Raw genomic sequence first — 18,198 nt, forward strand, 5'->3', positions numbered from 1 at the left:
AATGGATATGCAAGCATATCCGCTTGGCTCGTTGCTCGCGGAAGTAAAATGGAACAGGCGAAACGGTTACTCCGGGAACTGGCAGAAACAAACAACGCTATGCAGAGCAATGAGATTTTCAGTCTAGCGGACGAACAGGGCATATCGAAGCGGACACTGGAAAATGCAAAGAAAGAGTTAGGCGTCCGGGCAAAGCGGATAAACAATACGTGGTACTGGGAACTGAATAAAATCAGACAGTGACGGACAGGCAAGGCAACAGCGCAACAATGCAGGGTATTAGAATTTTGCAGTCTTGGAATTGCGTTCTTGAAAGATTGCAAGGTTGCAAAAATTATAGACATTGCAATGTTGCGCTGTTGGGAGAAAGCCGGAAAGCGGCGGTAACAAGGCGGCGAAAAGCCGCCCACCGTCCGAAGGACGGAAAGCCCCCGGCAGGGCGCAAAACCCGCTTGCGGGTTGCATTTTTGTTGACGTAGCTGACAAAAGTGCTTTTGCGTTACTTTCGCAGAAAGTAACAAAGGCTATGCGCCGTATCCGGCGCTCATTACCCGATAAGGGAGAAAGGGAAATTGATTGAAGCGGACTATCAGCGTTATGACAGGGAAAGGCTCTGTCAACCATAACAGCAGGAAATTCCATGCAAAGAACACTGACCCGGAGCGGAGTTGTCTGAATGTGGAATACTGCAATGAGAATATCAAAGATGTATACCATGAATTATTTGATGAAGCACTCGCCCGATACAATGAAAAACAGACCAGAAGTGACCGCATAATTGATGATTATTATGAGAAAATCTGTTCCGGCAAACAGGAGAAACCATTCCATGAGATTATTTTGCAGATAGGCAACAAGGACGATATGGGGGCAAAAACAAAGGACGGACAGCTTGCGGCGAAAATACTTGATGAATATATGCAGGACTTCCGGCGTCGCAATCCTACACTAAGGGTATTTTCGGCACATCTCCACATGGACGAAGCCACACCACATCTGCATATAGATTTTATACCCTATACGACTGGAAGCAAGCGGGGGCTTGATACGAGGGTATCATTAAAAAAGGCACTGGCAGAACTTGGTTTCAAAGGCGGCACAAGGAGCGAAACAGAGCGCAATCAGTGGGTAGCGGCAGAGAAAGAACGGCTTGCGGAGATTATGTTACAGCATGGTATTGAGTGGGAGAAAAAGGGAACACATGAGAAGCATTTATCGGTTTTGGATTTTGAGAAACAGGAGCGACAGAAAGAGGTTGCGGAACTGGAACAGACAATCTCCGGCAGTAAAGAGGAATTATCCGGCATTCTTCATCAGCAGATAGCGGCAGGGCAGGAAACGGAGCAGATACGGAAAGAGGGCGAAGCGATCCGGCAGGAAGTATCAGAACTTTCCGCAACAAATCATCTGCTGAAAGAACAGACTGTAACATTGGCAGAGGATAAAGAAAAGCTGTAATCCGAAAATGAAAAGTTGGAGAAACAGCAGAAAAAGTTACAGCAGGAACTTAACAAAATGGTGCAGTCAAAGGAAGTCATGGAGCGCAATATACACGCCTATGATGAAGATATGAAATGGCAGTTGGCAGAGCCGGGCGCATTGATGAGCGCAAAGAATTATCGGGATAAAAAGGCACTCCCGCTTGTAGAGAAATTGAAAGAGGTCGTTAAAAATCTGACTATCAAATGTGTACAGCTTACGGAGCAAAGCAGGAAGCTGACCGCCAAAATGGACGGGCAACAAAAGCAGATTAGCCGCTTGACGGATAAGGTCATGGAGCAGAACGATACCATAGACCGATTGCAGGAAAAAGCGTCTGATTTGGGGCGTTTGGAGCGTTATTTCGGCAGGGAACAGGTGCAGTCGATAGTGGAACGGTCAAAGGCATTAGAGCAGGCAGAACGGTCAAAGAAACGCCCGAAACGTGCCTTTGAAATAGACCGATAAGAAAGGGGATTGATAGGATATGACGGATATGGAAAAGAAAGTTATGATACGGCTGTGTGCTAAAATTGTAGCAGATACAGACCTTTACGAAACGGACAAAGAAGTGCAAAATCTGATAGACTGGGTATGCCTGTCGGAGCAGATAAAGGAAAACAATAATACAATCCGCAATCTGACCGGGGAATATAAAAGGATAGAGCCGGATTGCCGGGAGGGAGTGCGGGCGCAGTTGGAACGTATGAAAGAACTCTGTAAAGAGCGCAATAATCTGTATGAGAAGCAGAACGATTTGAAAGGGCAGAAATACAAAATAGAAAAATCATTGGAACGATAAAAAATATGGGGCGTGGCGGTTGCTATGCCCTGTATTTTATAGTGGCAGATACAGAGAGAAAGTGCTATAATCGAAAGCATGATTTAAGATATGGGAGATGAAACGGCATGGAAATAAATGTAGAGGATAATTTTAAGCTATTATTTGATAAAAATAATAATACGGCATACAAAGCATTACAGATATTGCAAAATGAATGTGAGGAATCTGACAAGGTATATTGTTATATGGATAAGTTAGCCGATATGATTGATAATGATAATTCTTACATTCGGACAAGAGGGCTTACGCTGATTGCCTACAACGCTAAATGGGATAAAGATAATAAAATTGATGAAATCATAGACGAATACTTGAAGCATATAGAAGATGTTAAGCCGATAACGGCAAGACAGTGTATAAAATTGCTACCTATGATAGCAAAAGATAAGCCGGAATTAAAAGAAGATATTGTATCGGCGCTACAAAAAGCGGATATATCTATTTATGCAGACAGTATGCAATCATTGGTTTATAAGGATATTCAAAATTCTTTGGCAGAGATAGAGAAACTATAAGTTTATTGAGATTTTAAGGAGTGTGGAGTAATGGATAATTGGTTCACAATAGATAAAGTTGATGCAAATACATACATTATCAGTGAATACCGTCATTGGGAGGAAACGCATTGCTATCTGTTAAATGGAAATACCCGAAGTCTGCTTATTGATACGGGGCTTGGCATTTCTAATATCTATGAGGAAGTGCTGAAGCTTACTGATAAGCCAATTACGGCAGTAGCAACGCATATTCATTGGGATCATATTGGCGGGCATAAGTATTTCACGGATTTTTATGCTCATGCTGATGAATTGGATTGGCTGAATGGTAAATTCCCTTTATCAATCGAAACGATAAGAGAGATGGTAGTAGACCGCTGTGATCTGCCCGAAGGGTTTTGCGTGAGCGGTTATGAATTGTTTCAGGGTATGCCAACAAAAGTGCTGACAGACCATGACATTATTGATATTGGCAGTAGGGAAATTGAAGTGCTGCATACTCCCGGACACGCTCCGGGGCATTTGTGCTTTTGGGAAAAAAGCAGGGGATATTTATTCACTGGCGATTTGGTTTATAAAGATATTCTGTTTGCTTATTATCCATCTACTGACCCAGAGGCATATCTCGATTCTTTGGAAAAAGTTGCGGCATTGCCTGTAAAGGAAGTATTTCCTGCACACCATTCACTGGATATAAAGCCGGAAATTCTAATTCGTATGCGGGAAGCGTTTAGAAATCTTAAGGCAGACGGAAAACTTCATCATGGAAGTGGGACATTTAATTATGGGGATTGGGGAGTATGGTTATAGGAAGTAGGCTGTGGCAAAGATAATATTCCTTTTGGTGATGGTCAGTACATGGTGCTAGCGCCATGTAAGTTAGAGCAGACAAGGGAAATGACAATCTGGCAATTTGCAGTTATAGGTGGATTGCCATATTTTTGTGGAAAATTGGGCGTTTATGTGGTAATATATAGGGGCAAAGATAAAAACACAACGCAAGACAATCTTGCAGAACTGGTAGGTAGTCCAGTCGCACCGATTTGGTGTAAGTAGCCCTCCCTCCTTAGGGTCGTCCATTCTTTGTTCATTACAATTATTTTAAGGAGGAATTGTCATGGACAAAGTATTGGGAAAGTTGACAGTATTTTTTGAAGAACCCTTTTGGGTGGGAGTGTTTGAACGTGTATCAGACGGAAAGCTATCTGTGTGTAAGGTTACGTTTGGCGCAGAACCAAAAGACTATGAGGTATATGACTTCGTTCTGAAAAATTACTATCGGTTACGATTTAGTCCGGCTGTGGCAACTGATGTGAAAGAAGCTGGTCGCAATCCTAAGCGAGTGCAGCGTGAAGCGCGGAAACAGGTACAGAATACCGGGATAGGAACAAAATCACAACAGGCTTTGAAATTACAGCAGGAGCAGTTAAAAACTGAACGCAAGATAGTGAGTCGAGAACAGCGGGAAGCAGAAAGACAGCGGCAGTTTGAACTGAAACAGCAGAAAAGGAAAGAAAAGCATAGGGGAAGATAATGCCTGTCCAGAGGTTCTTGATGAAAATAGCCTGTTTTGATGTGTTCCATAATGTGTAAAATTTTTGTTTTATAAGACATTTGAAACACAAAAAGTTAATGATGATATTTATATCTACGTTGTTAAAGGTAAAATTTGCTGTATAGTAGGAAAGATACAGATAATTTCTTTGTTAGTAAAATACATGGCGTTATCGCCATGTATTTATGACAATTAAGGTGATAATATGTGGGAGCAATTTTTCCCTTAGATTACATATAGGGCATAGAATATGGGTGTTATGATTATGAAAGGCATTTGAATTAATGATTATGTTATTATTTTGGGAGTTCGGATTAGTTTTATGTAATATATTAAAAATTTGCTAAAGCAAGGAGAGATTGTTTGTGGGCTAAAGGGTAATAAATTAAGGTGTTAGTCCGAAAGTGGGTTGGTGGCTATAATCCGCAATCTAGACATCCGGTATTTATGCGATACGCAAATTGGAAATTTTGAGTACCGGCCCATTTACGGATTAACACTTAAATTAATTCAAAAGATAATGTAATATTGAAATACTTAAAATGGGAAATTAGTACTAAAAAGAAACTAAGGAGTAAGAGTATGAATGACATGGCTATTCTGCATTTATCGGATTTGCATATTGATACATCAGGAACAACATATTCGCGTTTGCTGAAGAAATTGCTTGAAGATATAAAAAATGAAATGAAATATGTTAGAGATAATAGTGTGGTGGTTGTTGTTACTGGTGATATTTTGCATCAAGGCCCACAGATAGTACAAACAGACAAAGCGTTTAATCATGCACTGGATTTCTTTAAAGATTTGTATGAGGCTATAAAGAATAAAGTTAAATATATATTTATTGTACCAGGGAACCATGATAAGTATAGAACCAAGGAAAATCAATTTTTGATTCCAGCATATAGGACAATGGAAATGGAATATAATGATAATGAAAAGTCCAAAAAGGAATCTAAATTTGATAATAATTTTTATAGTAGTTTTTGGCGTTTTCATCTTGAGGCATATAGAAATGAGAAGGGATCTGGCTATATAGAATTGACACAGCAAATATATAAAATTTTTGGAATGTCGGATGCAGATGTGGCTAGCAAAAGTTATATAAATGATACTTTTGGGGTAGATGTTGTAGAAATATTTAATAAAAAATATTGTTTTGTTAAATACGGCATGGAGTTGTATAGATGACAATGACAATAGGAATTTGATATTAGGTAAGTTCCAAGTCGAAAAAATAAAAAAGCAATTTCGCGATTTGATGGATAAATATTCTGAACAAGATAGGCCATCTGTTACTATAGTTTTAGGGCATCACCCTATTGGCGCATTGCGAGGGAAAGAAGAAGATGGTATATTTACTGAAATGATTTCCTTTGAAAGTTTAGATGCAAATATGTATTTGTGTGGACATACTCACGATCGAACAGTTAATAATTGGATAAATAACAGACATTCTATTAATACATTTGTAACAGGAATTGGATGGCCGGAAAATCAGAGTGGGCAGCATGTGGGTAGTCATACTTATTCTATGTATGTTCTTAATTTAGTAGCAAATTCTGTAGATGTTTATGTTAGAAGTACAAATGATGGTGGTAGTTTTTTGCCAGATTTTAAAATATATGCTGCAGATGTCGCTGCAGATAGTAAAAAATTGATATTTCCGATTAAAGCACAAGAGACGCAAACATATATTCCTTTGAGCATGGGAGGAAATCGCTCAGCTAAAGCATACTATATTTCTAAAAGTTTTATGGAATATATTAAAGGATATATAAAAAAGATTACATATATAAGAGGTGTAGTGGAAAAATTAATAGAAATAGATAAAAATGCCGTATTTGACAATGTCGATATTGGATCGGATGATGAGGATAATGATGAAATATTATATAATTATTTATTTGCAAATGTGAGTAATGAGGTGGATGATGAAATAATAGAAATTGTAAAAAGACAATTTCAAAATTATGATGATTTGATGTTCAATATGTTTTTTGGGTTTCTGACGCAACTTTGCCAGAAAATGCAAGAAATTTTTATAGAAGAATGCGGAGAGAATGATATTGTTAGATTCCATTTTAGGTTTTTGGCAGACAAAACGAACTTTCGGTATTTGAGTTTATGTGCATCTTTTCCAGAAAAAATTAATCCATTCGATTATGATGTGTCAGAAATTAGGTATGGAGAACTAATAGAAGAAGCATATGAAACAGGAAGGAGTTTGATTTATTCTGTTAATGAAGGACTTGCGAAGAATAAGTTAAAAGATAAATGGAAAAACTTCATTACTGTAGTACCATTGTTTGATCAGAATCATTATACGAAGAAAAGAATTAATAGTAATTCTAAGTTTCCATATATAACTTTTGGTGTTACGATTAATAATGAAAAATATGATGAATTGCTTTATTGTATGGATTATTTTGGAATAAAGGAATTTCTTGAAGAAGTTATAGAAGAGTATTTGCAGATATTCTTTATTGACATCGATCGTTTTTGTTTATGGGCAAAAAAAACATTAAAATGCGGAGGTGATAACTAATGGGAATTCCAAAACGCATATATGACGCATTAATATTAGAAGATTTTGATATAGTTGAATTGTATAAATATTGCCCGGAACAAGAAGTTGGAGTAAGCGTTAGTAGTATTTATATACAGATAGCAAAGTTTAACAATAATCCAATTTATAATACAGAGACGCAATTATTATTAAATGCTTTATTACGATATAATGGTAAAAAAAGTAATAATTCTAGATATGTTATGATGCAAATAAAAGATATAATGCAATGTTTTGGAAAAAATTTAAAGAAGTTGCCCAAATCAACATTTATTCAAATAACAAGTTTAAAAGGGCAGTGTGGAGTAGAATAATGTTTTGAAAATTAAAAGGTACTTTTAAATGGGATATCCAATTTGCAATTATGGGTTAGAATGAGGATATTGCGCAAGTTAATACAAGTAAAACCCAGTGATGATTGGCTCTATTTTGGCTCTAAAGATTTTGACTGGCACAAAAACGAGAGCGATTTTTAATGAATATGGATAATAAATGCTTGAAAAATGAGGGAAAAACAGTCAGTTCAAGCTATCCGCCGAGGAGTTCGAGTAGTAAACAGAAAGCCGGGAAGCCGCAAGAACAGCGGATTTTCCGGCTTTTGATGTGGGGCGTGATACCTTTCTGATACCTAAAAGCTTAGTGGCTCATTAATAAAAACTTGTTAGAGGTAACTATTTGAAAATCATTGCCATAGTTTGCATAGTCAGCATCATTAGTAATTAATATGGCTTTGTGCTGTCGTGCAATTTCGACAAGAAGCGAATCATTAAAATCGTATGAGAAACCATATATGAAAATATTTTGACAATTCATTTTACTAAAACCATCATCAATAAATGTAAAATTATCTACTATATCTGTTTTGATTATGTCTAAAATTGCATTCATTTTTTCACGGTAATCATCTGTGGAACGATAATCCTTTTTGAATTCTAATGCAGGATTCTTAATTGCGTTTTGATATAATTTAAATTGAATCCGTATACATCTATTAATAAATTCCGATACTTGAATTGAAGAAATTAATAGATGTGATTTTTCCTTTATTAAATTATTAAATAGAGTTTCATATTTGTTACTCGTTGATTCAAAATCTAAAGGATAAAACAAATCCAATAAAATGTTAGTATCTAGTAAAATATTGTCTGATTGTTTTGGCTTAAAAGAGTCTAAAAGTATGGTATTATTTTTCATTGATTATTTATTACATCCTCCACTACTTTGGTAAATGCATTTTTATTGGAATAGTATTGCTTTGCATTTGCTATGACCATTTGAAACTTAGCATTTGTTCCCTCAGGGGGATTTTTGATTTCTAACTGAGCATTTAATTGAGTACTATTGTATGTTTCATATAATTTACCAATAGATACATTTAAAAAAGGTGTTATTAAGCTTTCGATATCTATAAAATCTAAAATTACTTTATTTCCAGAAATTAAATTTGTTATAATCTGATTATAAATTACTGCACCTTGTTCTCGAGTGAGTGCAGAAGGACTTTCAATTAAAGATGCAACATTTAAGGTTACTATAGCCATTTTCTATACCTCCTAAAAAATTATTAAATCGTTATTATTTTTATCGAAGAAATACCATTGTTTATCTCTTAAATTTATGGTTATTGTTACAATTGTGCCAGGAAAAGGTAGCGTTAGCGTATTAAAACATTCTTTACTTGCTCGCAATTCATATATTTCTTTATCAGAAATAAGGATAAAAGAGCCATTATTATGTTTAAGAAAATCTAATAGTGTGCTAAAACCAAGTCCTCCAGGTGCTTCTAATGCTTTGGTAGAATTTCCTGGAATAATTGCCCATTTTAAAGTATTGCTAGGAATACTCATGGAAGCAGTTCTCAAATAAGAAGTTACATTTTCTGCAATCGTTTTCCCAATATCAACAATGGAAAAACACAAATTCATACTTTTAGGAAAAAATTGTCCGCATACATAAACATAAGAACTATTGGCATGATCAATCACATTATTAAACATTTCCAGAAAGTTATCTATAATGCTATTTTTGTAAGCAGAATTCATGATTGGTAAATTATTACGAGAAAAAACATTTAATAAAAGGTAACGTTCAAAATCAACTAAATGCTCAGTAGTAGACTCGAAAATATCATAATTCATTGTATTATGATACTTATCGTCTAGATTATCCCAAGTAAAATACCGATTAAAGCCGTTTTTCTGCATTACTGCTTTTATTTTAGGATGTAAATTCCGTAAAGCAATTTTATGATTTCTTTTTGTCATTGTGTTATCTACACAACAGCCGAGTAAGGCTAACAAATTAGCAGATAAGAAAGTTATATTTGAAAGGTCTAATATAACTTTTTGTTGCTCAAGTGCATTGAGAGTGTGATATAGTTCAATAAGTTTACTGTATGTGTCTATGTTGTTGTTCAAATTTTTCTCAAAAGAAAAAATAATTTCGTGTTGTTCAGTCATTAATTTTACCCTATTATTTTACATTCTACTCTCATATATATAAATATGCTAGTTTTTTTTGTGTGTGTTATAAGCTTGACGCCAACAAAAAGAACACTTACCGTCATCATTACCTTCAAAATCAACCTTACTACTCGTAGCAGGCCAGTTGATTTTCCATTCAAAATATTCGTCCTCGGAAATCTCCCCATTCTTCAACTGCTCTTTCCTCAAACACCACTCCCGCATGAAATCATTGACTAAACCGTACTCTAGCCACATACCCACCGGGGCATGAGCAGGCCAGTCATCATTGTCATAGTAACGCACCGACTTATCATCAGAAGCGTTGCATTTGCCGGGATTGCGGACAAGCTGAAATAAATGGATCGTGCTACGGTCATCTTCATCAAGCCAAAGGAATGTAAGCATAATATCTTCGGCACAACCGGGAGTGACGCCAATAAAATGAATATAATTGACGTTCAGTATCTTTGCCATTTCCATTAAAGTGTTGTTTTTGGGAACACGATAGCCGGATTCATACTGTGCGATACGAACATCAGCATTGCGTTCCTCATATCCCAATTTCAAGCCCAATTCACGCTGTGTCAAGCCCCGGAACGTGCGTATTCTCTTTATCCGTTCTCCTAATACCATAATCATGTGTCCTTTCTGAAAATTAGAGTGATTGTTTTGAAATTATCATGTTACATCTGCTCCACCACTCGTCTTTATAGGTAAATACATCTTTGTCAATCTTTCTTTCAACAAAGCCAATTTTTGCATAACATTGCTTTGCTAATACGTTTTCACTGAAAACATTCAGTTGAACCGCTTTTGCGCCGGTTATCTGAAAAGCGAATTGCAGAGCCAGATTCAGCATTTCTTTTCCGTAACCTTTTCCACGTTTTGTTTTATCAACAATAACAAATTTAAAAAAACCAATATTGTCTGCTGTATTGACAGAATAACAGAAGAAGCCTACTGCCTGTCCGCTGTTTTCAGTTGCTACATAAGCACTGTCTGTCCAGTCCATTGCATTTTTCTCTAATAAATCATGGAAAGATTTTTGTGTCATGGGGTATGGTAAAAGATTTGCACACCAAAAAGCATGAGTTCTTTCGTCATCAATCCATTTTGATACATATTCGTAATCTTTGCTTGGTATATACGGTCGGATTCTCATAAATGGAATGTCCTTTCTCCAATTTATTTATAAATTTGTTATAGGTAGTACACCATAATATATTCTTCCTCATTCTCCTTTACAATCTCAAAACCAATCTTTAAATACATCTTTGTCGCATAATTGGCTTTCTGAACAGAAAGAGAAACCCGACTGTACCCATGTGATTTAAGCAGGGTAAGAATTTCTTTCATCATAGCCGTTCCAATGCTAAAGCCCCGGTATTCTTTATAAAGAGAGATTGCCAAAGAGGGCGTTTCATCATCTATATGTCCGTAATCATTCATAATGCGAACCCATACAGCACCGATAATTTTACCGCCAACCTCTGCCACTAATCCCCAATCATCTTTGGATTCCCCGAAATGCTTAACATAAATCTGTAATTCGGGAGATGAAATAATATTTTTGGGTGGAGGTTCGATACCCTCTGGAATAAAGATTGCTTCATATAGAAAATTATCCAGTAACGGATATTCCTGTTTTTGTATTTTTCGTATCGTTACGTCCATAGCTGACCTCTCAATTCTGTATTCTCCATATATTCTAGCATAATTAAGATAATACAGCAACAAAAACTTATCAGAAATGCTAAATTTAATAAAAAAGATAAGTTTAACAAATAAGCTATTGACAATAACAGAAATGTTAAGTATAATTCAAATACAAAGCTTAACAAAAACGCTAAACAAAAGGAGGATATTGAATGAAGAATGAACTATTTGTAACTGCCGGGGAGGTAGCGCAGGAGTTGGGTGTTTCCAAACCATTTGCTTACAAATTAGTACGACAGATGAATGAGGAACTGGAAGAAAAAGGTTTTATCACAATCGCTGGACGTGTCAGCAGAAAATATTATGAAGAAAAATTCTACGGCATGGCGCAGGCGGGTGTGAGAACGAGTTCTCACACTCTTGCGGCGGTCGCCAAATGAATGTGCAAGCACATTCGCTTGGCTCGTTGCCCGCAGAAAATAAGGAGGGCGAACTATGGCGGCATATAAAGATGAACAGCGTGGAACATGGTATGTATCGTTCCATTATTATGACTGGACGGGTAAGAACTGCCGGAAAGTCAAGAGAGGTTTCAAGACCAAAAGAGAAGCTACGGAGTGGGAACACCATTTCCGAATGAAAGAAGCGGCTGACTTGGATATGACTTTCGGGGAATTTGTGCAGGCATACACAAGGGATATGAAACCGAAGCTAAAGCACAATACTTGGCTGACAAAGGAGCATATCTTACGCACAAAATTGTTACCGTACTTTGAGAATAAGAAAATGTGCGATATTCGTGCAAAAGATATTATTCAGTGGCAGAATGAGCAGATTTCCTATCGTGATGAAAAAGGAAAGTCTTATGCGCCGACTTATCTGAAAACTCTACAATCTGAATTAAGCGCATTATTTAATCATGCGGTACGGTTCTACGAATTAAAGAGCAATCCTGTTGTCAAAGCCGGGCCGCTTGGGAAAGGGAAAGCGGAGGAAATGCTTTTTTGGACGAAAGAAGAATATCTGAAATTCATTGAAGCAGTAAAGGATAAGCCATATTCCTATCAGGCATTTCAAATTTTATACTGGTGTGGCTTGCGTGTTGGCGATATTTTACAGCTTGCATGCCAAAAAACTTAATGATAAAATTTAAATATGAAATGGAATTAAACAGACAAAAAATTAATTGGTATCAAAATGTTAGAACAAAATATAATATGATTACTTGCGAGGCATATATGGAGAAAAATTTTCAGGCAGGTTGGTATTATAATGAACGTACAGACATGAAGGAGAATGTTTATCTTAATTGTTATACGCCGGTAAATATTGATAAATGGTTTGACAGGATTCAACTGAATTCAGAAATGAAAAATCTTTTGCTGAAAATTTACCAGAAAATTGGAAAGCTGGAAGGAATTTCTGAATTATTAGATAAAGAGGAATTAAAGAATACAGACGAACTGATTGACAGACGGAATTTGATGTGCTGTTATACGGATGAAAACCAACTGCCAGATTTTGCATATTTTTTTGGCTATGCAAGTGATAACGAATTGATATTGGAAGAAAGACAAAAAATCAAAGCGTTTTCTGATTTAAGGATGCTAAGGAGACAGCATAGGGAAAAATTTATTATTCACAGGCAGACTATATGGGTTTTAAGAAAAGAGTGGAATCCTACTGCTCCGCATCGAATTAACGACTGTCTGGACGATTTGATCCGTATCATGTCAGAGTTTAGAAGTGATTTAAAAAAGGAAAATGCTCCGTTAAATCCAATTTTATTCAGCGGTCTGCTTTATTATCAGCTTTTAACAGTTGTTCCATATGATAGGAATAATATATTGTATGCATCCTACGCGGTGGCAAAATATCTACAGGAATTGAAAGTTTTACCAGAAATATCATATCCACTTACCAAACTGATTTATGATAATAAGAACGAATGCAATGATCGTATGGCGGAAGTCAGGCAGGCATGCAACATTAACCAGTGGCTGCTTTTTTATTTGGATATACTGGATAAAACTTTTGGTACAGAGTATAGTTTTATAAAAGAGAAGCACCGCTGCCTGGATAGAAGCAGAGATGTGCTGAATAAAGCTAAGAATATACCTAATCATATGAAAGAACGAATGAAGCGTGAAATGATTATGATGTACCAAAAGCCGGTTTTCCGGATAGAGGAATTGATGAATGATTGCGATATTACCCATAGCACGGCAACAAAAATGGTTAATTTATTTATTGAGTTAAAACTGGTAAAGCAGGTGAATGATAAGCAGCGGTACCGTGTATATGAATATATTCCGTTAACGGAATGCATTCAAAGGATATAGAGATTGTAATTATTCAAAATATGATTGCAGAGGATATGAACTAAAATGTACAACTACAGTAATTTAAGCGATTTTGAGTTTGAGATATTGTGCAGAGATATTATGCAGAAAAAGCTGGGTATCAAATTATATACATTCCAAAAAGGAAGAGACGGTGGGATTGATATAACAGATGATCCTAAAAACAAAAAAGTAATTATTCAGGTCAAGCATTACATAAACAGTAAATATAGCGATTTGCTTGGAACTTTAAAGAAGGAAGTTCAAAAGGTAAAAGAATTGCAACCTGAGAAATATTATATATGTTGTGCTTTGAATTTAACGGCAAAGAATAAACGGGAATTATATGATATGTTTTCAGATTACATGGAAAGCGCCAATGATATCATGTCTCTCATAGACATTGATGATTTTTTGGAATGTCCTGAAAATATGGATATTGTACGAAAACATTATAAATTGTGGCTTGAATCGACAGAAATTCTAGGGGAAGTATTTAACCAGAATGTTTTTATTGACTGTGAATCTCTTTTATATAATATTGAAGAGGAAAGCCGAAGGTTTGTGGAAACCAGTTGCTATTACGAATGTTTGGACATCCTCGAAAAAGAAAAGATTCTGCTTCTGTTAGGAATGCCCGGAACGGGAAAGACTGTGACCACTAAGATGCTTGCCATATATTATGCTTCAAAAGGGTATAGAATACGTTACACAACAAATGGAGATATAAGTGATATTAAAAATGCGATTTCGACACAAAAGGATTTACCTGAAATCATATTGTTGGACGACTGCTTGGGTCAGCATTATTTTAGGATGAAAGAAACTCAGGGGAATGAACTTTTAAGTTTGGTTAAATATGTTACCTGTCATAAGAACAAAAAATTGATTATGAATTCCCGTGTGACAATCTTTCAGCAGGCCAAGGAACAGGTGATTGAATTCAGGCAATTTGCTGAAGATGAAAAATTTAAAATTAAAATATTGGATATGGGGAAGTTATCACTTTCAGATAAAGGGAGGATTTTTCACAACCATATTTATTTCAAAGGTTTGCCAGCAGATTATTATCAGGATATATTAAAGGATTTTCATTACAGGGAAATTGTCAAACACAATAATTATACGCCGCGTATAATGGAATTCGTTACTCGGGAATATAATTTTAAAAAGGTCTCCAGTGGTCATTATTATGAATATGTACTCCGGTGTCTGGATAATCCGACAGAAATATGGCAGGATGAGTTTTCAGAAAAATTGCAGCAGGAAGACAGGGTTTTTTTAACGACCTTATATTCATTGACGGATACCAGTATAGATGAAAATGTGGTTAAGCGGGCATTTAATTATAGATTAAGCAATAATACTATAGCGGATACAAGCAGGAATATATGGGAGGATGTTCTTAAACGGTTAGAAGGTGCATTCATACAGATCATAGAAAAAAATGGGAAAAAAGAAATTGGGGCCATTAATCCATCTGTGAATGATTTTTTGAGAGAGTACCTACAGAAAAATGATATAGAAAGAGAATATATACGGAAAAATGCCACGGAATATGAGCAGATAAAGCGTGGATTTTCCGAAAACATGGAAGATATCATTCGAGCGGGGCAGGCCAATTTATATCATTATGCTAACCAGAACGAAGAAATGTATGTTATATTGACTTATGTGTGCAGGCTTGACGTGTTTCATGATAATTACAAATATGTAGTTGAAAGATTTTTCCAAACATTACCATATGGTTTCTTCGAAGGAATGATGGGAAGGTGTGAGATACTTATCAGATTGCTTTTGGATAAATTTGATACATTTTATCATACATATGATTGTTTGGACGATAGTTCATTAATGGAGTTTTTTTGGAGTTTAAATTTAGATGAGTTTCAAACCTTTATTGAATTAGCGGAAAAATATGATATTGATTTCTTCTATGCGAAATATAGAGATTTGCTTGTTGAAACGTTAGAGGATGCAATTCTTGCATATATGGAAGATGTGGAAGCGGATGATTATTATGGAGATTATGATGTAAGTGACCTTTTAAAACATAATATGAGATATAATGGTTATTATGAGGAATTAGATAAACAATCTGTTGTGAATAATGTATGTGAATGGATAAAAGAAGATGTGGAAAAGGAAGTTTCTGAAATGATTGAAAATCTTCCGCAGGATATTTTAGATAAAATTAGAATTTCAAAAAGTAACGTAAAGGTAGATAAGTCGGATGTTGAGGAGTATATAGAAAGTTATTTGGAGCCATCAGTGCCTGAATATGACCATCATGAAATGGATTATGATTATGGGATTATTGGGGAGATGGACATACTGGATTGTATTTTTAAATAGGCATTACAAGTTTATTTCGATAGGGGTTTAATGGCTGTATAGAAAATTTTATCAATTCGGTAATTATCAATTACCGAATTGGGAAAGGAGATATCTGATATGCAGGATATGAAAAGCAGTGAAAAATTTTATGGTCAGGTCGTGCAGCTGTTTCGGGATGCAAAACGTAAAATGAGCTTGTCGGTAAACATGGCTATGGTTTATTCCTATTATGAGGCCGGGCGGATGATTATAGACGAAGAACAAAATGGCAGTGAGCGTGCTGCTTATGGAAAGTATATTCTTCAGGAATTATCCAGGCGACTTACTGAAGAGTTTGGCAGGGGATTTTCCTATGAAAATTTAAAACTTATGCGACGCTTCTATATGATATATTCAAAGGATGCGATTTCGGATGCGGCTTTTTTGCATTCGGAGCAGCTTCCAATGACTGTTGAGGGCAGACGGTTTTATTTGAGTTGGTCGCATTACCTTATCCTGATGCGGATAAGCAATGTGGAAGAACGTCATTTTTATGAAATAGAAGCATATAGGAACGGGTGGAGCAAGGATGAGCTTGGCCGGCAATACGGAAGTTCTCTGTATGAAAGGCTTGCACTAAGCAGGGAGAAGGATAAGGTAATGCGTCTTGCCTTGGAGGGACAGCAGATTGAGAAACCAGATGATATTTTTAAAGATCCTTATGTCCTGGAATTTACCGGATTGCCAGAAGAATCTGTTTATTCAGAAACCGATCTGGAAAAGCGCCTGATAGACAATCTACAGATGTTTTTACTGGAATTAGGAAGAGGTTTTACCTTTGTGGGACGTCAGGTTCGGTTTACGTTTGAAGAGGAGCATTACAGGGTGGATTTGGTATTTTTTAATCGTTTGTTGAGATGTTTTGTTCTATTTGATTTAAAGGTTGGTCAGTTAAAACATCAGGATATTGGGCAAATGCAGATGTATGTCAACTATTACGACAGAAAAGTAAAACTTGAGGATGAAAACCCAACAATAGGAATCATTATTTGTAAGGATAAAAAAGACGCGGTGGTAGAAATGACTTTGCCGGAAGACAATAATCAGATATTTGCGAGCAAATATCAAACGGTGCTTCCAAGCAAGGAAGAACTGCGGCAGTTGATGAGTGAGAAAGAATAAGTTGATGATATAGAAAAAAGAGTATTATTGAAAGGCACCATAGAAGCAAAGCTTACGGTGTCTTTTTCAGTGATCATGAAAATATTTTTTAGTTTTTACTTGACAAAAGCAGAGCTTTTAGCACTCACGCCGCAGGATATAGATTTTGATAACAAGGTCATTCGGATAACAAAATCTTATCAGCGGTTAGAGGGAAAAGATGTGATAACAGACCCAAAAACACCGAAAAGCAAGCGCAATATCAGTATGCCGGACTTTTTATGTGAGGAATTAAAAGAGTATATCGGCAGGCTGTACGGGCTTCTCCCGACTGACCGTATCTTTCATCTGACAAAAAGTTTCCTGCACCATGAAATGACGAGAGGGGCAGGGAAAGCAGGGGTAAAGCGCATTAGAATCCACGATTTGAGACATTCTCATGTTTCGTTGTTAATCAGCATGGGATTTTCGGCGGTATCAATCGGGAACAGGGTAGGGCATGAAAGCGTGGATATTACGTTTCGATACGCCCATATGTTCCCGACAGAACAGATACAAATGGCAGAGTTGTTGAACGCAGAGTTTAAGGAGGGTACAAAAGAATGAGCGGCACACACAAATATCCAACAATCAGTTTTCGCATTTCTCCCAGAGAACGGGAAGAAATCGAAGCAAAGATTTTTGCAAGCGGCATGAAAAAGAAAGATTATTTTGTCCGTTCCTGTATTTACAATCATGTATGCGTGGTAGGGAAAAAAGAAACGGTATATCAGATTGTAGAAAAATTACAGGAAATGCAGAGCCGTATGGAAGAACTGGCAGGGCAGATAAAAGGCGAAAGGCCGGAGGTCGCTACCGAAGAAATCAGAGAGTTACAGACAGCTTATGAGGATATGTTGAAAGCAATCCTTTGGATGTTGGACGGAGCAAAATATCTGTGGCAGGGTAACACCAGCGGAGAAGAAAAAAGCCCCGACAGCGGCAACTGTTAGGGCTGTGATAACTGGAAAACCTCTGTTATCAATCTCACAATACAAGTATAGCAGAGGTTTCTTCCAGTGACAACGATTTTTCAGAAATGGAGGGCATTATGGAAGAAACAAAAACAGAATTACAGTTGATTAAATTGTCGGAGATACAGTCGCAGGAAGTTTCTTGGATGTGGTTTCCGTTTATCCCTTATGGAAAGCTGACAATCGTACAAGGCGATCCGGGGGATGGAAAGACAACATTTATACTCAATATAGCGGCGAAGCTGTCTAAGGGAGAGAGTTTAGACGGAGGAATGAATTTTATAGAGCCTTTGAATGT

The 18,198-nt window shown here is 36.4% G+C and carries 19 protein-coding genes and 4 pseudogenes; 17 read left to right on the top strand and 6 right to left on the bottom strand.

The window, feature by feature from the left end:
- From D5281_RS21620 to D5281_RS21660, 9 genes and pseudogenes are all read left to right on the top strand, one after another.
- Positions 1 to 243 (top strand): annotated as a pseudogene (locus D5281_RS21620) (hypothetical protein); the annotation flags it as partial.
- A 354-nt stretch (positions 244 to 597) separates the two neighbouring features.
- Positions 598 to 1,947: pseudogene (locus tag D5281_RS27035) on the top strand (plasmid recombination protein).
- A gap of 19 nt (positions 1,948 to 1,966) precedes the next feature.
- Positions 1,967 to 2,281, top strand: coding sequence for a hypothetical protein (locus tag D5281_RS21630; protein ID WP_277935529.1), 315 nt, complete (start codon positions 1,967 to 1,969; stop codon positions 2,279 to 2,281).
- A 107-nt stretch (positions 2,282 to 2,388) separates the two neighbouring features.
- Positions 2,389 to 2,838: a SufBD protein gene (locus D5281_RS21635; RefSeq protein WP_160562066.1), complete on the top strand. Its 450-nt coding sequence runs from the start codon at positions 2,389 to 2,391 to the stop codon at positions 2,836 to 2,838.
- Positions 2,839 to 2,868: 30 nt separating this feature from the next.
- Entirely contained in the window at positions 2,869 to 3,630 is a 762-nt protein-coding gene (locus D5281_RS21640) for an MBL fold metallo-hydrolase (RefSeq protein ID WP_160562067.1), read from the top strand.
- Between the two features lie 307 nt (positions 3,631 to 3,937).
- Positions 3,938 to 4,354, top strand: coding sequence for a YjdF family protein (locus D5281_RS21645; RefSeq protein ID WP_160562068.1), 417 nt, complete (start codon positions 3,938 to 3,940; stop codon positions 4,352 to 4,354).
- 603 nt (positions 4,355 to 4,957) lie between these two features.
- Entirely contained in the window at positions 4,958 to 5,569 is a 612-nt protein-coding gene (locus D5281_RS21650; protein WP_160562069.1) for a metallophosphoesterase, read from the top strand.
- Between the two features lie 16 nt (positions 5,570 to 5,585).
- Positions 5,586 to 6,926 (top strand): hypothetical protein, encoded by a 1,341-nt coding sequence (locus D5281_RS21655; protein ID WP_160562070.1) that lies wholly within the window; start codon positions 5,586 to 5,588, stop codon positions 6,924 to 6,926.
- The gene (locus D5281_RS21660; RefSeq protein WP_160562071.1) at positions 6,926 to 7,261 is read left to right on the top strand and encodes a hypothetical protein; all 336 of its coding nucleotides are present in this window, start codon (positions 6,926 to 6,928) and stop codon (positions 7,259 to 7,261) included. The genes D5281_RS21655 and D5281_RS21660 overlap by 1 nt, the downstream gene beginning before the upstream one ends.
- A gap of 322 nt (positions 7,262 to 7,583) precedes the next feature.
- Here D5281_RS21660 and D5281_RS21665 read toward each other — a convergent pair whose 3' ends face one another.
- From D5281_RS21665 to D5281_RS21690, 6 genes are read right to left on the bottom strand one after another with little or no spacing between them, the layout of a single operon-like run.
- Entirely contained in the window at positions 7,584 to 8,141 is a 558-nt protein-coding gene (locus D5281_RS21665; protein ID WP_160562072.1) for a type II toxin-antitoxin system VapC family toxin, read from the bottom strand.
- Positions 8,138 to 8,488, bottom strand: a complete 351-nt coding sequence (locus tag D5281_RS21670; protein WP_160562073.1) for an STAS-like domain-containing protein — start codon at positions 8,486 to 8,488, stop codon at positions 8,138 to 8,140. Before D5281_RS21670 ends, D5281_RS21665 begins: the two co-directional genes overlap by 4 nt.
- Before the next feature lie 12 nt (positions 8,489 to 8,500).
- The gene (locus D5281_RS21675; protein WP_160562074.1) at positions 8,501 to 9,406 is read right to left on the bottom strand and encodes an STAS domain-containing protein; all 906 of its coding nucleotides are present in this window, start codon (positions 9,404 to 9,406) and stop codon (positions 8,501 to 8,503) included.
- Positions 9,407 to 9,454: 48 nt separating this feature from the next.
- On the bottom strand, positions 9,455 to 10,045 hold the full coding sequence (locus D5281_RS21680; RefSeq protein WP_160562075.1) for a helix-turn-helix domain-containing protein: 591 nt from the start codon (positions 10,043 to 10,045) through the stop codon (positions 9,455 to 9,457).
- Between the two features lie 22 nt (positions 10,046 to 10,067).
- The gene (locus tag D5281_RS21685; RefSeq protein WP_160562076.1) at positions 10,068 to 10,574 is read right to left on the bottom strand and encodes a GNAT family N-acetyltransferase; all 507 of its coding nucleotides are present in this window, start codon (positions 10,572 to 10,574) and stop codon (positions 10,068 to 10,070) included.
- A gap of 38 nt (positions 10,575 to 10,612) precedes the next feature.
- Positions 10,613 to 11,086, bottom strand: a complete 474-nt coding sequence (locus tag D5281_RS21690) for a GNAT family N-acetyltransferase (RefSeq protein WP_160562077.1) — start codon at positions 11,084 to 11,086, stop codon at positions 10,613 to 10,615.
- A gap of 194 nt (positions 11,087 to 11,280) precedes the next feature.
- Between D5281_RS21690 and D5281_RS21695 the strand changes: the two genes are divergently transcribed.
- From D5281_RS21695 to D5281_RS21730, 8 genes and pseudogenes are all read left to right on the top strand, one after another.
- Entirely contained in the window at positions 11,281 to 11,508 is a 228-nt protein-coding gene (locus tag D5281_RS21695) for a DNA-binding protein (protein WP_160562078.1), read from the top strand.
- A gap of 55 nt (positions 11,509 to 11,563) precedes the next feature.
- A pseudogene (locus tag D5281_RS21700) lies at positions 11,564 to 12,199 on the top strand (tyrosine-type recombinase/integrase); the annotation flags it as partial.
- Positions 12,200 to 12,306: 107 nt separating this feature from the next.
- A complete protein-coding gene (locus D5281_RS21705; protein ID WP_160562079.1) occupies positions 12,307 to 13,410 on the top strand; it encodes a Fic family protein in 1,104 nt (367 codons plus the stop codon).
- A gap of 45 nt (positions 13,411 to 13,455) precedes the next feature.
- Positions 13,456 to 15,765: an nSTAND3 domain-containing NTPase gene (locus D5281_RS21710; RefSeq protein WP_160562080.1), complete on the top strand. Its 2,310-nt coding sequence runs from the start codon at positions 13,456 to 13,458 to the stop codon at positions 15,763 to 15,765.
- Positions 15,766 to 15,864: 99 nt separating this feature from the next.
- Positions 15,865 to 16,908, top strand: a complete 1,044-nt coding sequence (locus D5281_RS21715; protein WP_016230367.1) for a PDDEXK nuclease domain-containing protein — start codon at positions 15,865 to 15,867, stop codon at positions 16,906 to 16,908.
- Between the two features lie 57 nt (positions 16,909 to 16,965).
- Positions 16,966 to 17,493 (top strand): annotated as a pseudogene (locus D5281_RS21720) (site-specific integrase); the annotation flags it as partial.
- On the top strand, positions 17,490 to 17,879 hold the full coding sequence (locus tag D5281_RS21725; RefSeq protein ID WP_160562082.1) for a plasmid mobilization protein: 390 nt from the start codon (positions 17,490 to 17,492) through the stop codon (positions 17,877 to 17,879). The pseudogene D5281_RS21720 and the gene D5281_RS21725, both read left to right, overlap by 4 nt.
- Positions 17,880 to 17,977: 98 nt before the next feature.
- Positions 17,978 to 18,198: AAA family ATPase (locus D5281_RS21730; protein WP_160562083.1), on the top strand; the 221-nt coding region annotated here is incomplete at its 3' end.

Source organism: Parablautia muri (assembly GCF_009917485.1).
GTDB lineage: Bacteria > Bacillota > Clostridia > Lachnospirales > Lachnospiraceae > Suilimivivens > Suilimivivens muri.